The 18,042-nt window shown below is 63.3% G+C and carries 14 protein-coding genes; 4 read left to right on the top strand and 10 right to left on the bottom strand.

Translation table 11 applies throughout. The features are described from left to right. Positions 1-94: 94 nt before the first annotated feature. Together CHB88_RS18090 and CHB88_RS18085 are read right to left on the bottom strand one after the other, a co-directional pair. Entirely contained in the window at positions 95-1,831 is a 1,737-nt protein-coding gene (locus tag CHB88_RS18090) for a ShlB/FhaC/HecB family hemolysin secretion/activation protein (protein ID WP_089400748.1), read from the bottom strand. Between the two features lie 516 nt (positions 1,832-2,347). Continuing rightward, entirely contained in the window at positions 2,348-3,316 is a 969-nt protein-coding gene (locus CHB88_RS18085; RefSeq protein ID WP_089400747.1) for a tripartite tricarboxylate transporter substrate binding protein BugE, read from the bottom strand. Between the two features lie 414 nt (positions 3,317-3,730). On the opposite strand from CHB88_RS18085, the gene CHB88_RS18080 reads away from it, so the two are divergent. Beyond that, positions 3,731-4,918 (top strand): FAD-dependent monooxygenase, encoded by a 1,188-nt coding sequence (locus CHB88_RS18080; protein WP_089400746.1) that lies wholly within the window; start codon positions 3,731-3,733, stop codon positions 4,916-4,918. A 58-nt stretch (positions 4,919-4,976) separates the two neighbouring features. Here CHB88_RS18080 and CHB88_RS18075 read toward each other — a convergent pair whose 3' ends face one another. Further along, positions 4,977-5,471, bottom strand: coding sequence for a MarR family winged helix-turn-helix transcriptional regulator (locus tag CHB88_RS18075; protein ID WP_089400745.1), 495 nt, complete (start codon positions 5,469-5,471; stop codon positions 4,977-4,979). A 169-nt stretch (positions 5,472-5,640) separates the two neighbouring features. Between CHB88_RS18075 and CHB88_RS18070 the strand changes: the two genes are divergently transcribed. Then, positions 5,641-6,633 (top strand): Bug family tripartite tricarboxylate transporter substrate binding protein, encoded by a 993-nt coding sequence (locus CHB88_RS18070; RefSeq protein ID WP_089400744.1) that lies wholly within the window; start codon positions 5,641-5,643, stop codon positions 6,631-6,633. Between the two features lie 190 nt (positions 6,634-6,823). On the opposite strand, the gene CHB88_RS18065 is transcribed toward CHB88_RS18070, so the two are convergent. The 7 genes from CHB88_RS18065 to CHB88_RS18030 all read right to left on the bottom strand — a co-directional run bounded on the left by CHB88_RS18065 (position 6,824) and on the right by CHB88_RS18030 (position 15,104). After that, positions 6,824-7,255 (bottom strand): acyl-CoA thioesterase, encoded by a 432-nt coding sequence (locus CHB88_RS18065; protein WP_089400743.1) that lies wholly within the window; start codon positions 7,253-7,255, stop codon positions 6,824-6,826. Between the two features lie 166 nt (positions 7,256-7,421). Continuing rightward, positions 7,422-8,177: an ABC transporter ATP-binding protein gene (locus CHB88_RS18060; RefSeq protein WP_176442545.1), complete on the bottom strand. Its 756-nt coding sequence runs from the start codon at positions 8,175-8,177 to the stop codon at positions 7,422-7,424. Between the two features lie 227 nt (positions 8,178-8,404). Further along, on the bottom strand, positions 8,405-8,677 hold the full coding sequence (locus CHB88_RS18055) for a hypothetical protein (RefSeq protein ID WP_089400741.1): 273 nt from the start codon (positions 8,675-8,677) through the stop codon (positions 8,405-8,407). A gap of 434 nt (positions 8,678-9,111) precedes the next feature. Continuing rightward, positions 9,112-10,893: a branched-chain amino acid ABC transporter ATP-binding protein/permease gene (locus CHB88_RS18045; protein ID WP_089400739.1), complete on the bottom strand. Its 1,782-nt coding sequence runs from the start codon at positions 10,891-10,893 to the stop codon at positions 9,112-9,114. After that, positions 10,890-11,948 (bottom strand): branched-chain amino acid ABC transporter permease, encoded by a 1,059-nt coding sequence (locus CHB88_RS18040; RefSeq protein ID WP_089400738.1) that lies wholly within the window; start codon positions 11,946-11,948, stop codon positions 10,890-10,892. The genes CHB88_RS18045 and CHB88_RS18040 overlap by 4 nt, the downstream gene beginning before the upstream one ends. 131 nt (positions 11,949-12,079) lie before the next feature. Next, the gene (locus tag CHB88_RS18035; RefSeq protein WP_089400737.1) at positions 12,080-13,930 is read right to left on the bottom strand and encodes a feruloyl-CoA synthase; all 1,851 of its coding nucleotides are present in this window, start codon (positions 13,928-13,930) and stop codon (positions 12,080-12,082) included. Positions 13,931-13,952: 22 nt separating this feature from the next. Then, positions 13,953-15,104, bottom strand: a complete 1,152-nt coding sequence (locus CHB88_RS18030) for an ABC transporter substrate-binding protein (protein ID WP_089400736.1) — start codon at positions 15,102-15,104, stop codon at positions 13,953-13,955. 1,013 nt (positions 15,105-16,117) lie between these two features. Between CHB88_RS18030 and CHB88_RS18025 the strand changes: the two genes are divergently transcribed. Then, positions 16,118-16,912, top strand: a complete 795-nt coding sequence (locus CHB88_RS18025) for a TIGR00266 family protein (RefSeq protein WP_089400735.1) — start codon at positions 16,118-16,120, stop codon at positions 16,910-16,912. Positions 16,913-17,052: 140 nt separating this feature from the next. Then, positions 17,053-18,018 carry a M48 family metallopeptidase gene (locus tag CHB88_RS18020; protein WP_089400734.1) on the top strand — a complete coding sequence of 322 codons (966 nt, stop codon included), beginning with the start codon at positions 17,053-17,055 and terminating at the stop codon, positions 18,016-18,018. Positions 18,019-18,042: the final 24 nt, after the last annotated feature.

Here is an 18,042-nt window from a genome sequence, read left to right as displayed (position 1 = left end):
GCCAGGGGCGCTGCGACGCTTGCTTCGATGGATTCGACCCGGAGACATTGGCGATGGTATGCATGGCGGTTCCGTATTGCGGATGAAGTGACGATCAGAAAGCCCAGGTGATGGCCAGGTAAGGATTGAAGCGCCGGGATTTGAAGCCTTGCGGCCGGTAGAGCGGCGTGCCGAGCGCCGCATCGAACTGCAGTTGCTGCCAGCGTCCGCGCACACCAAAAGCGGCGCCGGCGAGGCGGTCGCCGACGAGGTTGGCGGTGTTCGTCCCCCAGACGCGGCCGACGTCCACCGCGGCGAAGGCCACGCTGTCCAGGCCATCTGCCAGACGCAGCGGCGTGGACCACTCGTTGCGCAGGGTATAGCCGCTTTCGGCCAGCAGCACGGCCTCGCCGTCGAAGCCGCGCACGCTGTACTGGCTGCCGATGGCGAACTGGTCGACGGACAGCGTCAGGTCGCGCGTATGCTGCACGCGCAGCGCGGTGGTGTGCAGCATCGGCCGTCCTGCGAGCGTGAACGGCAGGCTGAGGCCGGCGGAGGCGACGGTGATCGTCGGCCGCACCGTCAACCCGCCCTCGGCTGCGGTAGGCAGATCATCCTGGGCGCCGCGCCAGGACACGCCGCGGCGATAGCCCAGTTCCAGGTCGATGCTGGCGTCGCCGAGCAACTGCTTGTGGGTGAGGCCGGTTTCCAGCGTGGTGGTGCGGCGCCGCTGCACCACCAGTTCCACATCGTCGAGGAAGCTGCTGGCACGCCGCGTGCCCAGCGACGCATAGAGACCGGACTTGGCGCTGCTGGTGCGCAGCAGGATACGATGCCAGCGCAGGTCCGTGTTGTCGCTGCTGCCGCTGGAGAGAAAACGCGCCGTCGTGCCCTGCACGATCTGGGCGAAGCGGCTATGGCTGCGGCCGAGCGTGAACGTGTTGTAGCCCCAGGGAATGCTGTACTGCAGGCTCAGGTTCTGGCTGCGATGGTCGGTGCGCAGCCGTTCCAGGTTGCTGCTGGCCGAGAGCGACAGGATGTCGTTCAGGCCGAGCGGATTGTCGAGCGAGGCATAGGATGAAAGCTGCGGCCTGCCGAGCGCTGGCGTGCCGGCATTGTCGAGGGTGACGCCGCCGCGAAAGCGCTCCCGCAAGCTGCCCGGCTGGCGCAGGATGCGCAGGCGGCTGGTGTCGGGTTCTTCGCCGGGTTCGAGTTCGGTGGCCACCGCCTGGCTGGGCAGGCGTTTCATCTGCTCCACGCCCTGCTCCAGGTCGCGCACATTGAGGATGTCGCCACCGCTCACCGGAAAGGCGTTGCGCCAGGTGCCCCAGGAATCGTCGGGCGCCTTGGGGTTGGCTGCCTGGTTCAGGCTGATGCCGGCGATGCGGCCGACATGCAGGCGTATCGTGAGGATGCCTTCCTTCAGGTTTTGCTGCGGCAGGCTGACGCGGGAAGTGACGTAGCCCTGCTCGATCAGCCTGGCGTCCAGCGCGGAAGCGATCTGCCGCAGGCCCGCCGCGCCGGCGCACTGGCGCAGGTAAGGGAGCGCCGCATCGGCCAGCCAGGCGAACCGGGTGGCATCCGGACCGGTCAACTCGACGCCCTGAATCGGGAAGCAGGGCGATTCTTCCGGCAGCTTGTCGGAGATTGTGGTTGGCCTGGCTGGTTGCAGCAGGTCCGCATCCGGCTTCAAATGCTGCTGCTGTTCGCGGGCGCGCTCCTCTTGCCGGCGCAAGCCTTCCTGCGCGATGTCGGCGGGCGATGCCGGCACGGTTTGGGCATGGATAGGCAGTGCGCAGAATGCCAGCAGCGATGCACTCACCACACCGCCGATGAGGCGACGGGCGGACATTAAATGATGCGGATCTCGCGGGCAAAGCGCTGCCCGGCAAATAATGAATTGCCTGAAAAATGTCAGCACGATTTTTTCTGAAATAGCGCCCGAGACTTAACTACGCAAAGCGGCGACGAGCGCGATGAATAAGCGGACGATTGATGGAACCTGAAAAGTCGCTGGCATCGGTCGATTCGCGACTAGTACTCTTCAAAAGTCCTCCCGCAGCAGAATTAACTATTTATAAATATTAACCTTTTGTTAATTTCTTACTGAAGGATTACCTGCAAGTGGTGTCGCGTTTTTGCAGCGTAATTAGCGGTTGAATCGTAATGGGAGATAAACGTCAATGTATTCGCATGAAGCATCCAATTCATCGCTTTAGTCATGCACCCCTGCTTTAGCTGGTTGCGTTCACCTGATAATCCCACTTCCCTGCGTGAAGCCGCATCACCAAAACAAAACGGGCGCAGCGTGATAGCGCTGCGCCCGTTCTTCATGCGGCATTGAATCGCCGCGGTTTCAACTATTAAATCAGGAATTCTCGAACTTGATGTTCTGCCGCTTCACAATCGCCTTCGCCTTATCCAGTTCGTATTTGATTTCCGCCGCATGCTGGGCCGGCGTGTTGCCCACCGGCTCGGCGCCGTTCTGCTTCATCTTGTCGCGGATGTCCGGCATGTTGAGCACCTTGACCGCCGCCGCGTTGATCTTCTTGACGATGTCGTCCGGCGTCTTGGCCGGCGCGACCAGGCCGTACCAGGCCGGGTCGTTCACCTGCGGCAGGCCGAGTTCGGCGAAGGTCGGGATGTTTGGCAAGCCCTCCACCCGCTTCGGCGCGGCGACGGCGATGGCGCGGATCTTCCCGCTCTGGATATGGCCCATGGAGGAAGGCAGGTTGTCGAACATCATTTCGATCTGGCCGCCGAGCAGGTCGATGATGGCCGGGCCGGAACCGCGGTAGGGGATGTGGGTGATGAAGGTGCCGGTCGAAACCTTGAACTGCTCGCCCATCATGTGCAGCACGCTGCAGACACCGGAGGAGGCGTAGCTGAACTTGCCGGGGTTCTTCTTCACGACATCGATGAACTGCTTGTAGTCCTGTGCCGGGAATTTCAGGCTGACGGTCAGCACGTTCGGCGTGCGGGCGAGATTGGTGATCGGCGCGAAGTCGGTCTGCGGGTTGTAGTTGAGGTTGGGATTGCAGGCGGCGTTCACCGCGTGAGTCGAAATCGTGGAGACGCCGAGGGTATAGCCGTCCGGTTCCGCCTTGGCGACCACGGCGGCGCCAACGCTGCCGCCCCCGCCGCTGCGGTTCTCCACGATAACGGGCTGGCCCAGCTCCTTGCCGAGGCGGTCGGCGACGATGCGGCCAACGATATCGGTAGTGCCGCCCGGCGCAAACGGGATGATCAAGCGGATCGGCTTGCTGGGGAAGTTATCCGCATGTGCGTTGAAGGCAAGGGCCAATGCGCCGGCCAGTAACAGTTTTGCAATTTTCATTATCGTTCTCTTGTGTTGTCCATCTGGTCTCAATTCGCCTTGATCAAGGCAAGGCAATACGATAACGCATTGCCGCATAATAGGCTTGCGCAACACCATGCAGGACGGATGCAGACAGGACGCCAAGGCTGCCACTGAAGAAAGCATTTGCGGCGCTGCTGAACCGAAGGAAAGCCGGATGGCGTCCGGAAACGGCCTACTTCAATCGAAGAGGTACCGGATTCCTTAGGACAAGCAACTACGAAAGCATATGGCGCAAGGCTGCAGCATCGGCCGCGGAGGCTTTTGACGCTTAGCCCGCTTTTCATATCATCAGCATGCTGTTAATATGTGTACCTCCATTACTTCCAGAGCGATGCCCCTTGCGGTCATCATAGCCGTTTCCCTTAGCCCATAACCCGAAACGACACCACCATGAAAAACTTGAACGTGATCATCGCAGGCGCCGGACTCGGCGGCCTCACTGCCGCCGCCTGCCTCATGAAGCGGGGATTCAAGGTCCACATCTATGAACAGGCCGCCGCCCTCGGCGAGGTCGGTGCCGGCGTGCAATCCAGCGCCAATGCCGTCAATGTGCTGTACGACCTTGGCCTGCGGGATGAACTGGAACAGGTGGCGGTGCGCCCCAAGGCCTTCGAATTCCGGCGCTTCGACACGGCGGAACTGCTGCACCGCATTCCGCTCGGCGAGAACCACGAGCAAGCCTTCGGCGCGCCCTACTATCACATTCACCGCGCCGACCTGCACGACATCCTGGCGCGCAAGGTGCTGGCGATGGACCCGAACTGCATCACGCTGAACGCCCGGGTGGAAAGCTTCGAAGAGAACGCCGACGGCGTCACGCTCAACCTCGCCGATGGCCGCAAGGCGCATGGCGATGTGCTGATCGGCGCGGACGGCATCAAGTCCGCCATCCGCGCCCAGATCCTGGGGCCGACGCCCGCCACCTATACCGGCGACATCGCCTGGCGCGCCACCATCCCGACCGAGCGTCTGCCGGCCGGCATCATGGATGTGGTGTCCACCGTCTGGTGCGGACCGAAGAAGCACGCGACGATCTATTATCTGCGCGCCGGCAAGTTGGTGAATTTCGTCGGCCTGGTCGAATATCCGAATCAGACCGAAGTCGAATCCTGGACCCAGAAGCGGCCCTGGGAGGAATTGAAGGCAGACTATGCCGGCTGGCATCCGACCATCCAGACCATCATCGATGCCATCGACAAGGACAGCTGCTACCGCTGGGCGCTGAACAACCGGGAGCCGGTCTCCAACTGGAGCACCAGCCGCGCGACGCTGATGGGCGATGCTGCCCATCCGACGCTGCCCTACATGGCCTCGGGCGCCGCGATGGCGATCGAGGATGGCGCGGTGCTGTCCCGGGCGCTGGAGATGAGCGACTCGGTGCCCGACGCGCTGCAGCTCTATCAGCGCAACCGGCTCGATCGCACCGCCCGCATCGTGCGCGGGTCCACCGACAGCCGGGCGCTCTATCGCATCGAGGATGAGGAAGAAATGCGGCGCGCCTTCAAGGAGCAGAACCTGACGAAATCGCGCTCGGAGTGGCTGTATTCCTACAATCCGATCACGGTGCCGCTGGTTTGATTCTGGTGCCGGCAGCTTGATGCGGCGGGAAGCGCTTCCCGCCCGATCGAAGGTAGAGTCAGGCGGCTTCCGACAAGCCGCTTTCGCCGATCGCCTCATGGGCGTCGACCAGAGTCTTGACCATGGTCAGGAAGGCTTCCCGCTGCGGAGCGGGAAGCGGCTCCAGCACGCTTTCGCGGGCCTTTATCGCATGCGGGATGAGCTGATCGAGCAGCTTCTCGCCTTCCTCGGTCAGCGTCAGCAGGCGCACCCGGCGATCGCTCGGGGAGGCGTTGCGCCGGATCAGTCCGCGGCGTTCCAGCCGGTCGATGACGCCGCCGATGGTGGAGGTGTCGAAGCGCACCATCTGCGCCAGGGTGCGCTGATCGATCTCGGGATGCTCGCGGGCGGTCATCATCACGCCGAACTGGATGGGCGTCACGCCAAAGTCGGCGGTGTGCTCCATGAACAGGGCCGCGGCGATCTGGTGCAGGCGGCGGATATAGAAGCCGGATTGCCCCTCGAGAAACGAGGTTTCGGGGTCGGCAGCGGCGCTGGAGGATTTCGCTTTCATGGGCCGGATTCTAGCACTTCACACATTATAAGCATGCTGTTAATATGCACGCCTTAGTTTTTCCTGACAAGGGCGCGGCAGGTCGGCCCCTGCTTCGCTTTCCCGTCGAGGCCGTCCTGCGATAGGGCTACGGCCCGTTCAGTTTTTCATCCACCCACGGAGACCACGCATGTCGATTCCATTCACCAGGCGCCGCACGGTTCTGCTGCTTGCGGGCTTGCTGGCATCCGCCGCTTCTCTTCCCGGCGCCGCCCTCGCGCAGGGCAGCTACCCCGCCAAACCGATCACCATCATCGTGCCGTTCACGCCAGGCACCGGCATCGACGTGCTGGCGCGAGCCATCGGCCCGAAGCTGTCGCAGCGCCTCGGGCAGCCGGTCATCGTCGACAACCGGCCGGGCGCCAGCGGCAATATCGGTTCCGGCTTCGTCGCCAATGCGGCGCCCGACGGCTACACCCTGTTGATGACGGTGAACACGCTGGTCATGAACGCCACGCTGTACAAGAGCGTGCCCTACGATCCGGTGAAGAGCTTCGTGCCGATCGCGCCGACCGCCGTCGGCGCCCTCACCTTCGCCGTCAACCCGGATTTCCCGGCGAAGACGCTGAAAGAGGCGATCAAGCAGATCAAGGACCATCCGGGCAAATTCAGCTACTCCTCGCCCGGCAACGGCACGCCGCAGCATCTGGCGATGGAGCTGTTCAAGCTCAACACCGGCACCGATCTGCTGCATGTGCCTTATAAAGGTTCCGCCGGCGCCATCACCGATCTGATCGGCGGCCAGGTGCAGGCGATGATCCTGCCGGTGCATTCGGCGCTGACGCATGCCAAGAGCGGCAAGCTGCGCATGCTGGCGGTGGCGCAGGACAAGCGGGTGCCGAGCGCGCCGGACGTGCCGACCTTCGCCGAGCAAGGCGTGCAGAACTCCAACGTCGACCTGTGGTACGGCCTGATGGCGCCCGCCGGCACGCCTGCCGACATCGTCAACAGGCTCAACGGCGAGATCAACCAGATCCTCGCCATGCCGGAGATGCGCGAGACGCTGGACAAGCAGGGCATGGTGCCGACGCCGGGCAAGCCGGAAGTGCTGGGCAACCTGGTGAAGCAGGATTACGTGCGCTGGGCGGATGTGATCAAGCGGGCGAAGATCACCGCTGACTGACGCAGCCACGGAGCAGGCAATTGTGCTGCGCCACCGTTGGCGTACCGCCGGAAGGAGCCGTCACGCAAGTGGCGGCTCCTTTTCGCTTTCATGAATGGCTTGCTGCCGGCGGAGCAGCGCCTTTCGCGAAGCAAGCAGACGGCGCAGGGAAACAAGGCATTTCGACAAGCGCCCCGGATGTCGCCGGTGGTCAACCCGGATCGCTATCGCACAGCGCGCGTATCTCCTGCGGCACAGGGACCGCCCGGATACGGGCCGGATCCGCCGGATGCCGGGTGGCGAACACCCGCACATCGCGCCCTTCCGCCAGCAGCTGGCCGTCGCGCCGCAGTTCATGCTTCATGACGAAGCCCTTTTCGCGCCATTCCTCGATCCAGGTATGCACCTCGAGATCGTCGCCATAGCTGGTGGGGCGGTGATATCTGGCGCCGGTTTCCACCACCGGCGTGCCGATGATGCCGTGGGTCTTTTCATACTCCCGCCACGGCGCCACGCCGCAGTTCTCGAAATAGTGGCGCGAGGCGGCATCGAACCAGCGGAAGAAATTCGGATAGAAGGCGATCTGCGCCGGATCGCAGTCGCCGAATTCGACGTGGATGCGATGGATGCTTTTTCGTGTCATGGATATCCTTGGCGTCGGGCAGTGGCGTTGCCGGCTGGCCGCGACGAAAACATGTGGGTGTATGCCGAAGCGATTGTACGGGGAAGCGCCGCGTCATGAAGCCGACGGCCCGAGGGAAACTGGATCGAATGCGCCGACACGGTTCACCCGTTGCCACGCATCGCACTCAACGCGATGCATCCCGCCGCGCCAGTCCGAGATAGGTCTCGATCACCTTCGGATCTTCCGCCAGTTCGCGCGCCGGTCCCTGCAGCACCACATCGCCGGTCTCCAGCACATAGGCATGATCGGCCGCCTGCAGCGCGGCGCGGGCATTCTGCTCCACCAGCAGGATGCCGACGCCGGTCTGCTTCAGGCCGACGATGATGCGGAAGATTTCCTTCACGATCAGCGGCGCCAGGCCCAGGCTGGGCTCGTCCAGCAGCAGCAATTTCGGCCTGGCCATCAGCGCCCGTCCCAGCGCCAGCATCTGGCGCTCGCCGCCCGACAGCGTGCCGGCCGCCTGCCTGCGCCGCTCCCGCAAGCGGGGAAACAGCGCATATACCTGGTTCATCTGCTCCGCAGGGCTGCCATCGCCCGCGCGGCGACGGACATAGCCGCCCAGCAGAAGGTTGTCTTCCACGCTCATGCTGGCGAACAGCTCGCGCCGCTCCGGCACCAGCGACATGCCCTGCGCCACCCGGCTTTCGATGGCGGCAGCGCTGACGTCGATGCAGTCCAGCCGAACCGTGCCGCGCACCTGGCCGCTGCCGTCCAGCGCCCCGGCGATGGCATTGAGCATGGTGGACTTGCCGGCGCCGTTCGGACCGATGACGGTGACGATCTGCCCCGGCGCCACCGACAGGCTGGCGCCATGCAGGGCTTCCACCTTGCCGTAGGCCACATGCAGGTCGTCGACTTCAAGAATGGGGTTGGCGGACATCACGTGTAAACGAGCCTTTTCGGTAAATGGCACCGGGCGTGTCGGCCCGAGAGCTTCGTTTCGCTGCATCACAGTCCTTGTTCCGACCGGTCTCGATTCAACCTATGTTGCCCGATTGCTGCCGAAAGATAAATCCGGCCTGACAGCGCAAATGATCACTTGCCATCCGGTGGTTTCCGGTATCAAGTCCGTGTCAAGCAATTGGAGATCTAGGCACCGGGCGACGTTCAGCGGGTAATGTGAAAGGGTTCGTAAGGCAGGCTTTCAATATCCAACCCTGCTGCCACTTCGTTGATCAGAGATTGATACTCCGGACGCCAACACGGAAAGACCTCTTTCTCCACCGGGCACCAGAAACCGATACTCCAGCTCTTCAAGAAAGCGGTGTAATACATGTGGCCGTTCGATGTTATCTGCCTGTCGCACCCTGGACATGCCATTGACAGTCCAAGCAAGCGATCGCTGGTGGCCATTTTTCTTCTGCCCGATTCCATCGTCATCTGGTCATGCCTCTCAAGTCACATGCGCCGGCTCGTCCGGCAGGCTGTCGAACTCCAATCCATTCGATACCTCGTCGATCAAGGGCTGGTACTCCGGACGCCAACATGAGGACACTTCTTTTTCGACCGGACACCAGAAACCGATGTACCAATCGTGTGTTACAAAATCAAAATACATTTGTCCGTTTGACTGTATCTGCCTGCCGCATTCCGGGCACTCCCTAGTCAGCCCAAGGAGGCGATCACTGGTCGCCATTTTTCGATTTCTTGCCATATTCGTATAGCTCCGTTAGCACAACGGTTACGCAAAGACGCGCTTTAATCATCGAGCTACCAGAAATATCAAGGTCTGCCGAAGTTGTCCAGAGACTTTATCTTTCGCAATTGGCGGCGAGTTATCGGCTAGGGCAATATCGAGTATGTTAACTCGACGTTCAGCTGGCAATGCCGCCCAGGTACGCCTCCAGCACCGCCTCATTCCGCTGCACATCTTGCGGCAAGCCTTCGGCGATCTTGGTGCCGAATTCCATCACCACCAGCCTGTCGGTCAAGTTCATCACGAAGTCCATGTCATGCTCCACCAGCAGGATGCTGACGCCCTCCCCCTTCAACCGCCGGAGCAGGTCGGCCAGCGCCTGCTTTTCCTGGTAGCGCAGGCCGGCGGCCGGTTCGTCCAGGAGCAGCAGCACCGGGTCGCAGCACAGGGCCCGGGCGATCTCCAGGATGCGCTGCTGTCCCAGCGCCAGGCTGCCGGCTTCTTCATGCATGAGCCGCCCCAGGCCGACGCGCTCCAGCTGCCGCCGCGCTTCCTGCAGTAGCATGCGTTCTTCCGCGCGGTTCAGCCCCGCCAGGCTGCTCGGGATGCCGCGCCGGCCGCGCAGGTGCGCGCCGATGGCCACGTTCTCCAGCACGCTCATCGCCGGCAGCAGCTGCACATGCTGGAAGCTGCGGGCGATGCCGAGGCTGGCGATGCGGCGCGAGGCCAGGCCGTCGATGCGCCTCATGCCGTCGCCGGCGCGGAAACGGATCTCGCCGCCGGTGAGCGGCACCACACCGGTGACGAGGTTGAACATGGTCGACTTGCCGGCGCCGTTGGGGCCGATCAATCCGACGATCTCGCCGGCCTGCAGCTCGAAGCTGACATCGTTCACCGCCACCAGGCCGCCGAACTGCTTGCGCGCCTTCTCCACCCGCAGCAGCGGCTCGCCGGCGGGTGGACGCGCACGCTGCGGCAGCGCCGGCGCGTTCTCCGGCATGACGGTGTCCTTGCGGCGCGGCAGGCGGCGCTGCAGATAGGGCCACAGTCCTTCTCGCGCGCGCTGCAGCAAGACCACCAGCATGATGCCGAAGACGATGACCTCGTAATTGCCATTGCCGCCGAACAGCAGCGGCAGGACGGCCTGCAGCTGATCCTTCAGGACGGTGAGCAGCGCCGCGCCGAGGATGGCGCCCCACAGGTAGCCGGCGCCGCCGACCACCGCCATGAACAGATACTCGATGCCCGCGTTCAGGCCGAAGGGGGACGGATTCACCGCCCGCTGCAGATGCGCATACAGCCAGCCCGAAAGCCCCGCCAGCAGCGCCGCGATGACGAAGATGGCGATCTTCATCCAGGCGGTGTCGACGCCCATCGCCTCGGCCATCATGCCGCGTCCCTTCAGCGCGCGGATAGCGCGGCCGGAACGGGAGTCGAGCAGGTTGCCCAGGCAAAGCACCGCGCCGAGCACGCAGGCCCAAATGAGGAAGTACATCGACCGCCCGCTGACGAGCGGCAGGCCGAACAGGCCGATTACCGGCACCCCGGTGATGCCGTCGTACTTGTTGAGGAATTCCAGATTCCCGAACAGGAAGAAGAGCGACAACCCCCAGGCGATGGTGCCGAGCGGCAGGTAGTGCCCGGACAGGCGCATGGTGATGAGGCCGATGAGGAAGGCCGCCAGCGCGGTGATGGCGAGGCCGGCCGCCAGCCCGATCCAGGGCGAGGCGCCGTAGGCGGTGGAGAGATAGGCGGTGGCATAGGCGCCGAGGCCGACGAAGGCGGCCTGGCCGAAGGAAGTCAGCCCGGCCACGCCGGTCAGCAGCACCAGCCCGAGCGCGACAAGCGAATACAGCCCGATGTAGTTGGCCAGCGTGATCCAGTAAGGCGGCAGGGGCAGCATGCCGATCAATAACAGGATTGCGGTGAATGCCAGCAATCCGGCGGCGCGCGCCCTCATTCCTCGTCCTCCACATGCGGGCTGGCGATTGAACGCCACAGCAGCACCGGGATGATGAGGGTGAAGACGATGGCTTCCTTGAAGGCGCTGGCCCAGAAGGAGGAGAAGGCTTCCAGCAAGCCGACCAGCAGCGCACCGACCGCCGCCAGGGGGTAGCTGGCCAGGCCGCCGATGATGGCGGCGACGAAGCCCTTCAGGCCGATCAGGAAGCCGCTGTCGTAGTAGATGGTGGTCAGCGGCGCGATCAGCACGCCGCATAGCCCGCCCAGCGCCGAGGCGAAGGTGAACGCCAGCCGCCCGGCGCTGGCGGTGCCGATGCCGACCAGCTGGGCGCCGAGCCGGTTGACGGCGGTGGCGCGCAGCGCCTTGCCGGACAGGGTGCGGTCGAAATAAAAGTACAGCGCCGCGATCATCATTAGCGCGGTGGCGAGCACCGCAATGCTTTGCCCGGTGATGGCCAGCGCGCCCAGCGCGAAGCGGGCATCCGAGAAAGGCGCCGTGCGCGATCCTTCGGCGCCGAACAGAACCAGGCCGATGCCGAGCATGGCGAAATGGGTGCCGACCGACACGATGAGCAGCACCAGCACGCTGGCTTCGGCCAGCGGCTGGAAGGCGACGCGGTACAGCATCGGCCCGAGTGGCGTGACGATGGCCAGCGTGAGCGCCATTTGCAGCAGCATCGGCGCCTTCTGCAGATCGACGCTCCAAGCGGCCGCCAGCAGCGCGAGCGGGAAGAAAATGAACTTGCCGAGCGCCATGGCGAACGACCGTCCGGAGGGCCGCCGGGCATCACGCCTGGCGGAATTCGCCAGGCCGAAGGTTTCCTGCAGAAAGGCGATCACACCCACGCCCAGCAGCAGAAGTGCCGCTGCCGGAAATTTCCCGGCCTGCATCGCCGCCAGGGTCAAGGCGCTGTAGGAAACGAATTCGCCCAGCGGGATGAAAATGACCCGCGTTACTGAAAACACCAGTACTAGGCCCAGCGCCAGCAGCGCGTACACCGCGCCGCTGGTGATGCCATCCTGCACCAGGATGGCGAAGATCGACGCATCCATGCTTCAGCTCCGTGCCGCGCTTTGCGGGAAGATGTGATTCCTTTCAACGGCACGGATTGCTGCTCGGGTACTCAAGTCATGACTCCTGATTCTTTTCGTTATGGTCCGGCATGCAGCAGTCATTGCAGCAGTCATTGCAGCAGGATGACGGCGGGATCGGGCGGATCGGCATACAGCCGCTCCACCAGCGCGGCCCGATGCCTGAGCACGGCAGCCTGGTTGATGTAGCCTTTGTCGGTGATTTCGCCCGCGTCCACCGAGGCGGGCTCGGCCATCAGCAGCGCCCGGGTGGCATAGGTCGAGGTGCCGGTGCCGTGCTCCCGCAGCTGCTCCATGCCTTCGCGCAGGCGTGCCAGCACCGCCGGATGCGCCAGTGCCTGCGCCGCCGGCGCGTCCTCGGTTAATTCCGCCAGCTTGCGGCAGGCCGGCAGATTGGCGAACACCAGCATGCCGACATCGTTGCGGTCGTGGCCGGCGATGGCGATGTCCTGCGCTACCGGCGCCATCAGTTCGATCGCCTTCACCCGCATGGCGCCGACGCTCACCCAAGTGCCGCTGCTGAGCTTGAAGTCTTCCGCCACCCTGCCGTCGAACAGCAGGCCGAGCTCCGGCTGCTGCGGATCGACGAAGCGCACCGCATCCCCGATCAGGTAGAAGCCTTCCTCGTCGAAAGCCTTGGCGCTGAGCGACGGCTGGCGGAAATAACCGGGCGTGACATTCGGCCCCTTCACCCGCACTTCCAGCTTCTCGCCGTTGGGCACCAGCTTGAGCGTGACACCGGGAATCGGCAGGCCGATCACGCCGGAGCGGCTGGCTTGGTAGTTGCAATCGCTCGCCAGCGGCGCGGTCTCGGTCGAACCCCAGGCCGTCACCATCGGTACCGCATGGCCCAGCTCCTGTATCGACAGCTCGATCAGCGCATCCCAGAGGTGCTGCGGCAAGGCCGCGGCGGCGTAGAAAATCACCTGGATGCGGGAGAAGAACTTGCGCCGCAGCTGCGCGTCGACGCGCAGCGCCGGCACCAGCATGTCGAAGCCGCGCGGCACGTTGAGATAGAGCGTGGGCGCGACCTCGCGCAGGTTGGCGATGCTCGCCTCGAACAGGCCGGGCATCGGCTTGCCGCCGTCGATGTAAAGCGTGCCGCCATTGGCCAGCACCATGTTGAAGTTATGGTTGCCGCCGAAGGTGTGATTCCACGGCAGCCAGTCGAGCAGCACCGGCGGCGTCTGGCGCAGGAAAGGCCAGAGCTGCAGCTTGGCTTGCTGGTTGGAGCAGAGCATGCGCTGGGTATTCAGCACGCCCTTGGGTTCGCTGGTGGAGCCCGAGGTGAAGAGGATCTTCGCGATGGTATCCGGGCCGACGGCGGAAAAGGCCTGCGCCACCGCTTCCTCGTCCGGCGATGCGAGCAGGCTGGAAAAGCGCAGTGCGCCGGCCGGCAGGCGGCTGCAGCCATCGGACACCACCAGCGGCGCCTGGTGCAGGCCGCTGATCGCCTCCAGTGCCGCGCTGTAGCGCGCCGGGTCCAACACATAGAGCATGCTCGGCTCCAGGCGCTGGATCAACCCCTTCAGCTTCGCATGGTCCCGGGACATCAGCGAGTAGGCCGGCGAAATGGCCGAGTAAGGCTGGCCGATATGCATGCACGCCAGCATCAGCAGCGCATGCTCGATGCTGTTGTCGGAGAGGACCACTACCGGCCGCTGCCGATCGAGATCGCTTTCCAGCAGCCAGGTGGCGATGCGCACCACCTTCTGCAGCGCCTGCGCGTAGCTGACACCCTGCCACTGGCCGCCGATGCCGCGCTCCTGCAGGAAAGGCCTGTCCGGCGTCTCGCGCGCCCACCGCTCCAGGTATTCGCCCATGCAGCGCGCATACGGTTCCAGCGGCGTGCGCGGCTCCAGCATGAAGCTGCCATCGGCGCGGCGGGTGAGCTGCACCCCTGGCGCCGCGAACAGCGCGGCATCCCGGATCATGTCTCCCATGATGGCCTCACATTCGCTTGGCTTACTTGGACTGGATCAGCTTCCAGTCGCCGTTCTCGACCCGCACCAGCACGCGGGCGCGCGCATCATGGCCCGAATGATCGTCCGGCTTCATGTTGAACACGCCGTGCGCCCCGACCACTTCCTTGCTGCCTTCCAGGGCATCGCGCAGCGCCTGGCGGAATTCCGGCGTGCCCGGCTTGGCCTTTTGCATGGCAGCAGGCGCCGCAGCGGCCAGCAGGCGATAGGCGTCGTACATGTGGGCGCCGAAGGAAGACAACGATCCGGCGCCATACTTTTCCTCGTATTGTTTCGCGTACTCGGTGGCCACTTTCTTCGACGGATGGCTGTCCGGCAGCTGGTTCGCGACCACGATCGGCCCGGCCGGCAGGATGGTGCCCTCCACCGCCTTGCCGCCGACGCGGATGTACTCCTTGGTGGCGGTGCCATGGGTCTGGTAGATCTGCTTCTTGTAGCCGCGCTCCACCAGGGACAGCTGCGGCAGCGCCGACGGCGTGCCGGAAGCGGCGACCAGGATGGCATCCGGGTTGGCCGACACCAGCTTCAATGCCTGGCCGGTCACGCTGGTATCGGTGCGGTTGAAGCGCTCCACCGCGCTGATCTTGATGCCGTTGGCCTCCGCCGCCTTGGTCATCTCGCGCAGCCAGTTCTCGCCATAGGCATCGGTATAGCCGATGAAGCCCAGGGTCTTCACATTGTGCGCCTTCATGTGCTCGGCCAGCGCCGAGGCCATCACCGAGTTGTGCTGCGGCGCCCGGAACACCCAGGTATTCTTCGGCCCGACGATATCGAGCGGCGACATGGAAATCTGCGGAGTCTTCGTCTCGTTGGCGACCTCGGCGATGGCCAGCCCCGGCGGCGTGGCGGACGAGCCGATGATCACATCGACATGGTTTTCGGACACCAGCTTGCGGGCATTCTTGGTGGCCTGGGTCGCATCGGTGGCGTCGTCCAGGATGATGTAGTTCACCTTCTCGCCATTGATGGTGGTGGGAAGAAGCGCCGCCGTGTTCTTCTCGGGGATGCCCAGCGCGGCGGCCGGCCCGGTCGCCGACAGGGAAATGCCGACGTTGATGTCAGCCAGCGCGGAATTGGAGAAGGCGCCGAGCGCGCAGAGCGCGGCCACGGCCGCGAGCTTGAATCCGAAGGTCATGGTTGTCTCCTGCCTCAGTGACTGCTCTGTTGGATGAATTGCCGCTTGTTAATGTTGGCGTGCGGCGTCGCTGACTTGCGAAATGAACTATACGCAAGTTTGGGAGGGGGTGCAATTTGTGACCATCAGACGGTGCGCAGTAGAAGCTGGGTTCGGAGGCTCAACGGACGACCAACCCATGCAACAGATTCGTCGGTCGCGGACACTCGCCAGGTTTGTCGCATCGAATCACCGCGCCCGTTTCAATTCTTGGAGCGCCGCATTGAATTGATCATACAAACGATGGTAAGCGGCATTGAGGTTACTCAAGGCTGCTTGGCTTGGAGTTTGACTTAGCCAGAGGTGAAAAAAGCGCTTCCAGTAGCAGCCGGACGCCGATGGTCTACTGCAAATAATTCAAGGCACTCGCGTAGTCATCCAAGAAGTAATAAGCCTCGCCTATTGCGACAATCAACCACATTGCAGCCTCCAAATCCTCGATGGGTTTTGGTGCGAGGCTGAATGCAGCACGGTATTTTTCTATTGCTCCCTAAACCCTCCGGCGTCTACCAAGTCGCCGCCTTTCCCGGATAGCCAGTCGATTTGAGCACTAATTGCTTCATCCGGATCCATATATGCCCGTCGACTTCCTATAAACACCTAACGAAAGACCAATTCAGGTTAGCCTTACTAAAGCAGCTTGCAAAAGTCAAAATGCCCTTCCCCAATTTGGGTCTGCATGGTGAACCAGAAATGTGAACCGCCCAAACTTCTTGATGTTTTAAGCAGCTAAGGAAATAGTTTTCTTCACACGGTAGCAATATCGCCTTCTGTTCAACGTTGAATCGAAAGAAGTTGCCCAATGAGTTTCAATTCGCTTCATGTCAAAAACATTTCTGTGGGAAGCATGTCGGCGATACGTCGCCCGATTCACAATGCGCACAGCATATAATCTTCTTCGTTGTCACTATCTACAACTGCGCAAACTTTAATCACGAGCATCCGATAACCCGTTCACCACTTCGGAGAGAAATATGGCAATGGACGAAATCGACTACGAAATCTTCGGCAGCGACATGCAGTATGTCGAAGTGGAGCTGGATCCGGGCGAGGCTGCGGTGGGTGAGGCCGGCATGATGATGTACATGCAGCAGGGTATCGAGCTGGACACGGTGTTCGGCGATGGTTCGCAGCAAGGCGGCGTCTTCGGCAAGCTGCTGGGCGCGGGCAAGCGGCTGTTGACCGGCGAGTCGCTGTTCACCACGGTGTTCCACAACGAGGGGCGGGGCAAGGCGCGGGTGGCGTTCGCGGCGCCCTATCCCGGCAAGATCGTGCCGGTGCATCTTGCCGAAATGGGCGGCACGCTGATCTGCCAGAAGGACGCTTTTCTTTGCGCGGCCAAGGGCGTGTCGCTCGGAATCGCGTTCCAGCGCCGCCTGGGCGCCGGCCTGTTCGGCGGCGAAGGCTTCATCATGCAGAAGCTGGATGGCGATGGCTGGGCCTTCATCCATGCCGGCGGCACGCTGGTGGAGAAGACGCTGGCGCCGGGTGAAGTGCTGCGCGTCGATACCGGCTGCGTGGTCGCCTTTCAACCGACCGTAGATTTCGACATCGCCTACGTCGGCAAGATCAAATCCGCCATTTTTAGCGGCGAGGGATTGTTCTTCGCCACGCTGCGCGGGCCGGGCAAGGTCTGGCTGCAGTCGCTGCCGCTGTCGCGCCTGGCCGGACGTCTGATGATGGCGGTGCCGGCATCGAAAGGTTCCAGCAACGCCGGCTTGCTGGGCGGCGCTTCGCTCGGCGGCCTGTTCGGCGGCGACGACGATTGATGGGCTTCTCCGCTCAGGCGCACGGCCGCCTGTTTGGGCCCGGACTGGCGGGCGGCGGCGAGGCGGTATCCGCGCATTGGCATGGGTCCTCGCTGGTGGTGGAAGGGAACGGCCGCTAGTTCACCGCCGCCGAACTGCGCGTGGAGGCGGCGGGCTTCAATTTTCGGCAGGACCGGCTTTCCTGGACAGAGGGCGAGCATGAATACGCATTCTTTCTCGACGAGGACGGCAGCCATGCAGCCTTTCTGGAGCAAGCCCCGCCATCGATTCGCGCCGCGCTGGTTTCCGCCCGCGGCAGACGCAACGTCACCGAGCGACGGTTTCGCGCCGCCGTCGGGATTTATGCGCTGATCACGACCTTGCCGCTGCTCCTGCTGCTGGCTTTCGTGTTGAACGTCGGCATTCTGGCGGAGTGGCTGGCCGACAGGATTCCGGTCGAGCAGGAGGCGAGGATCGGCCAGATGGTGCTGGCGCAGACCCGCGCGCGGACCAGGCTGATTGAGCGTGGTCCGGCACTGGATGCGGTGAAGCTTATCGGCGAAAGACTGACGGCCGGTTCGCGCTACCGTTACCAGTGGTTCGTCGCCCAGGATAGCGAAGTGAATGCCTTCGCCGCGCCGGGCGGCGTGGTGGTCGTGAATGCCGGGTTGATCGCGAAAGCAGCGCGGCCGGAGGAACTCGCCGGCGTGCTGGCGCATGAGGTGTCCCATGTCGAACGGCGTCACAGCATGCAGGGGCTGGTGAAGAAGGCCGGCCTGAGTTTGCTGCTGTCGCTGGCGTTGGGCGATTTCGGCGGGTCGTCAATCGCGGGACTGGCCTCAACCCTCACCGAACTGAAATTTTCCCGGGATGCCGAAGCTGAAGCCGACAGCGAAGGCGTGAAACGCCTGGCGTCGGCCGGCATCGATCCGAAAGGCATGTCGGATTTCTTCGCCAAACTGGCCAAGGATGAAAACGGCAAGGGCCCGGCCTTGCTTGCGACCCATCCCGCACCGGCCGAGCGCATGGCCCGCATACAGCGGCAAATCACCACCCTGCCGGCAACGACGCCTGCGCCGTTGCCGCTCGATTGGCGCGGCGTGCAGGCGTCGCTGGAAAGCCGTTGAGGAACCCGGAAGCCTAACGGATTT

It is taken from the genome of Noviherbaspirillum humi, assembly GCF_900188095.1.
Lineage (GTDB): Bacteria > Pseudomonadota > Gammaproteobacteria > Burkholderiales > Burkholderiaceae_D > Noviherbaspirillum > Noviherbaspirillum humi.
This window is presented reverse-complemented; position numbering and strand designations above follow the sequence as displayed.

Excerpts from the sequence above, each read along its gene's own strand:
- CHB88_RS18085 (WP_089400747.1), bottom strand. The coding sequence starts at position 3,316 with ATGAAAATTGCAAAACTGTTACTGGCCGGCGCATTGGCCCTTGCCTTC.
- CHB88_RS18060 (WP_176442545.1), bottom strand. The coding sequence starts at position 8,177 with ATGTCCGCCAACCCCATTCTTGAAGTCGACGACCTGCATGTGGCCTAC.
- CHB88_RS18090 (WP_089400748.1), bottom strand. The coding sequence starts at position 1,831 with ATGTCCGCCCGTCGCCTCATCGGCGGTGTGGTGAGTGCATCGCTGCTG.
- CHB88_RS18080 (WP_089400746.1), top strand. The coding sequence starts at position 3,731 with ATGAAAAACTTGAACGTGATCATCGCAGGCGCCGGACTCGGCGGCCTC.
- CHB88_RS18075 (WP_089400745.1), bottom strand. The coding sequence starts at position 5,471 with ATGAAAGCGAAATCCTCCAGCGCCGCTGCCGACCCCGAAACCTCGTTT.
- CHB88_RS18045 (WP_089400739.1), bottom strand. The coding sequence starts at position 10,893 with ATGAGGGCGCGCGCCGCCGGATTGCTGGCATTCACCGCAATCCTGTTA.
- CHB88_RS18065 (WP_089400743.1), bottom strand. The coding sequence starts at position 7,255 with ATGACACGAAAAAGCATCCATCGCATCCACGTCGAATTCGGCGACTGC.
- CHB88_RS18040 (WP_089400738.1), bottom strand. The coding sequence starts at position 11,948 with ATGGATGCGTCGATCTTCGCCATCCTGGTGCAGGATGGCATCACCAGC.
- CHB88_RS18025 (WP_089400735.1), top strand. The coding sequence starts at position 16,118 with ATGGCAATGGACGAAATCGACTACGAAATCTTCGGCAGCGACATGCAG.
- CHB88_RS18055 (WP_089400741.1), bottom strand. The coding sequence starts at position 8,677 with ATGACGATGGAATCGGGCAGAAGAAAAATGGCCACCAGCGATCGCTTG.
- CHB88_RS18035 (WP_089400737.1), bottom strand. The coding sequence starts at position 13,930 with ATGGGAGACATGATCCGGGATGCCGCGCTGTTCGCGGCGCCAGGGGTG.
- CHB88_RS18030 (WP_089400736.1), bottom strand. The coding sequence starts at position 15,104 with ATGACCTTCGGATTCAAGCTCGCGGCCGTGGCCGCGCTCTGCGCGCTC.
- CHB88_RS18070 (WP_089400744.1), top strand. The coding sequence starts at position 5,641 with ATGTCGATTCCATTCACCAGGCGCCGCACGGTTCTGCTGCTTGCGGGC.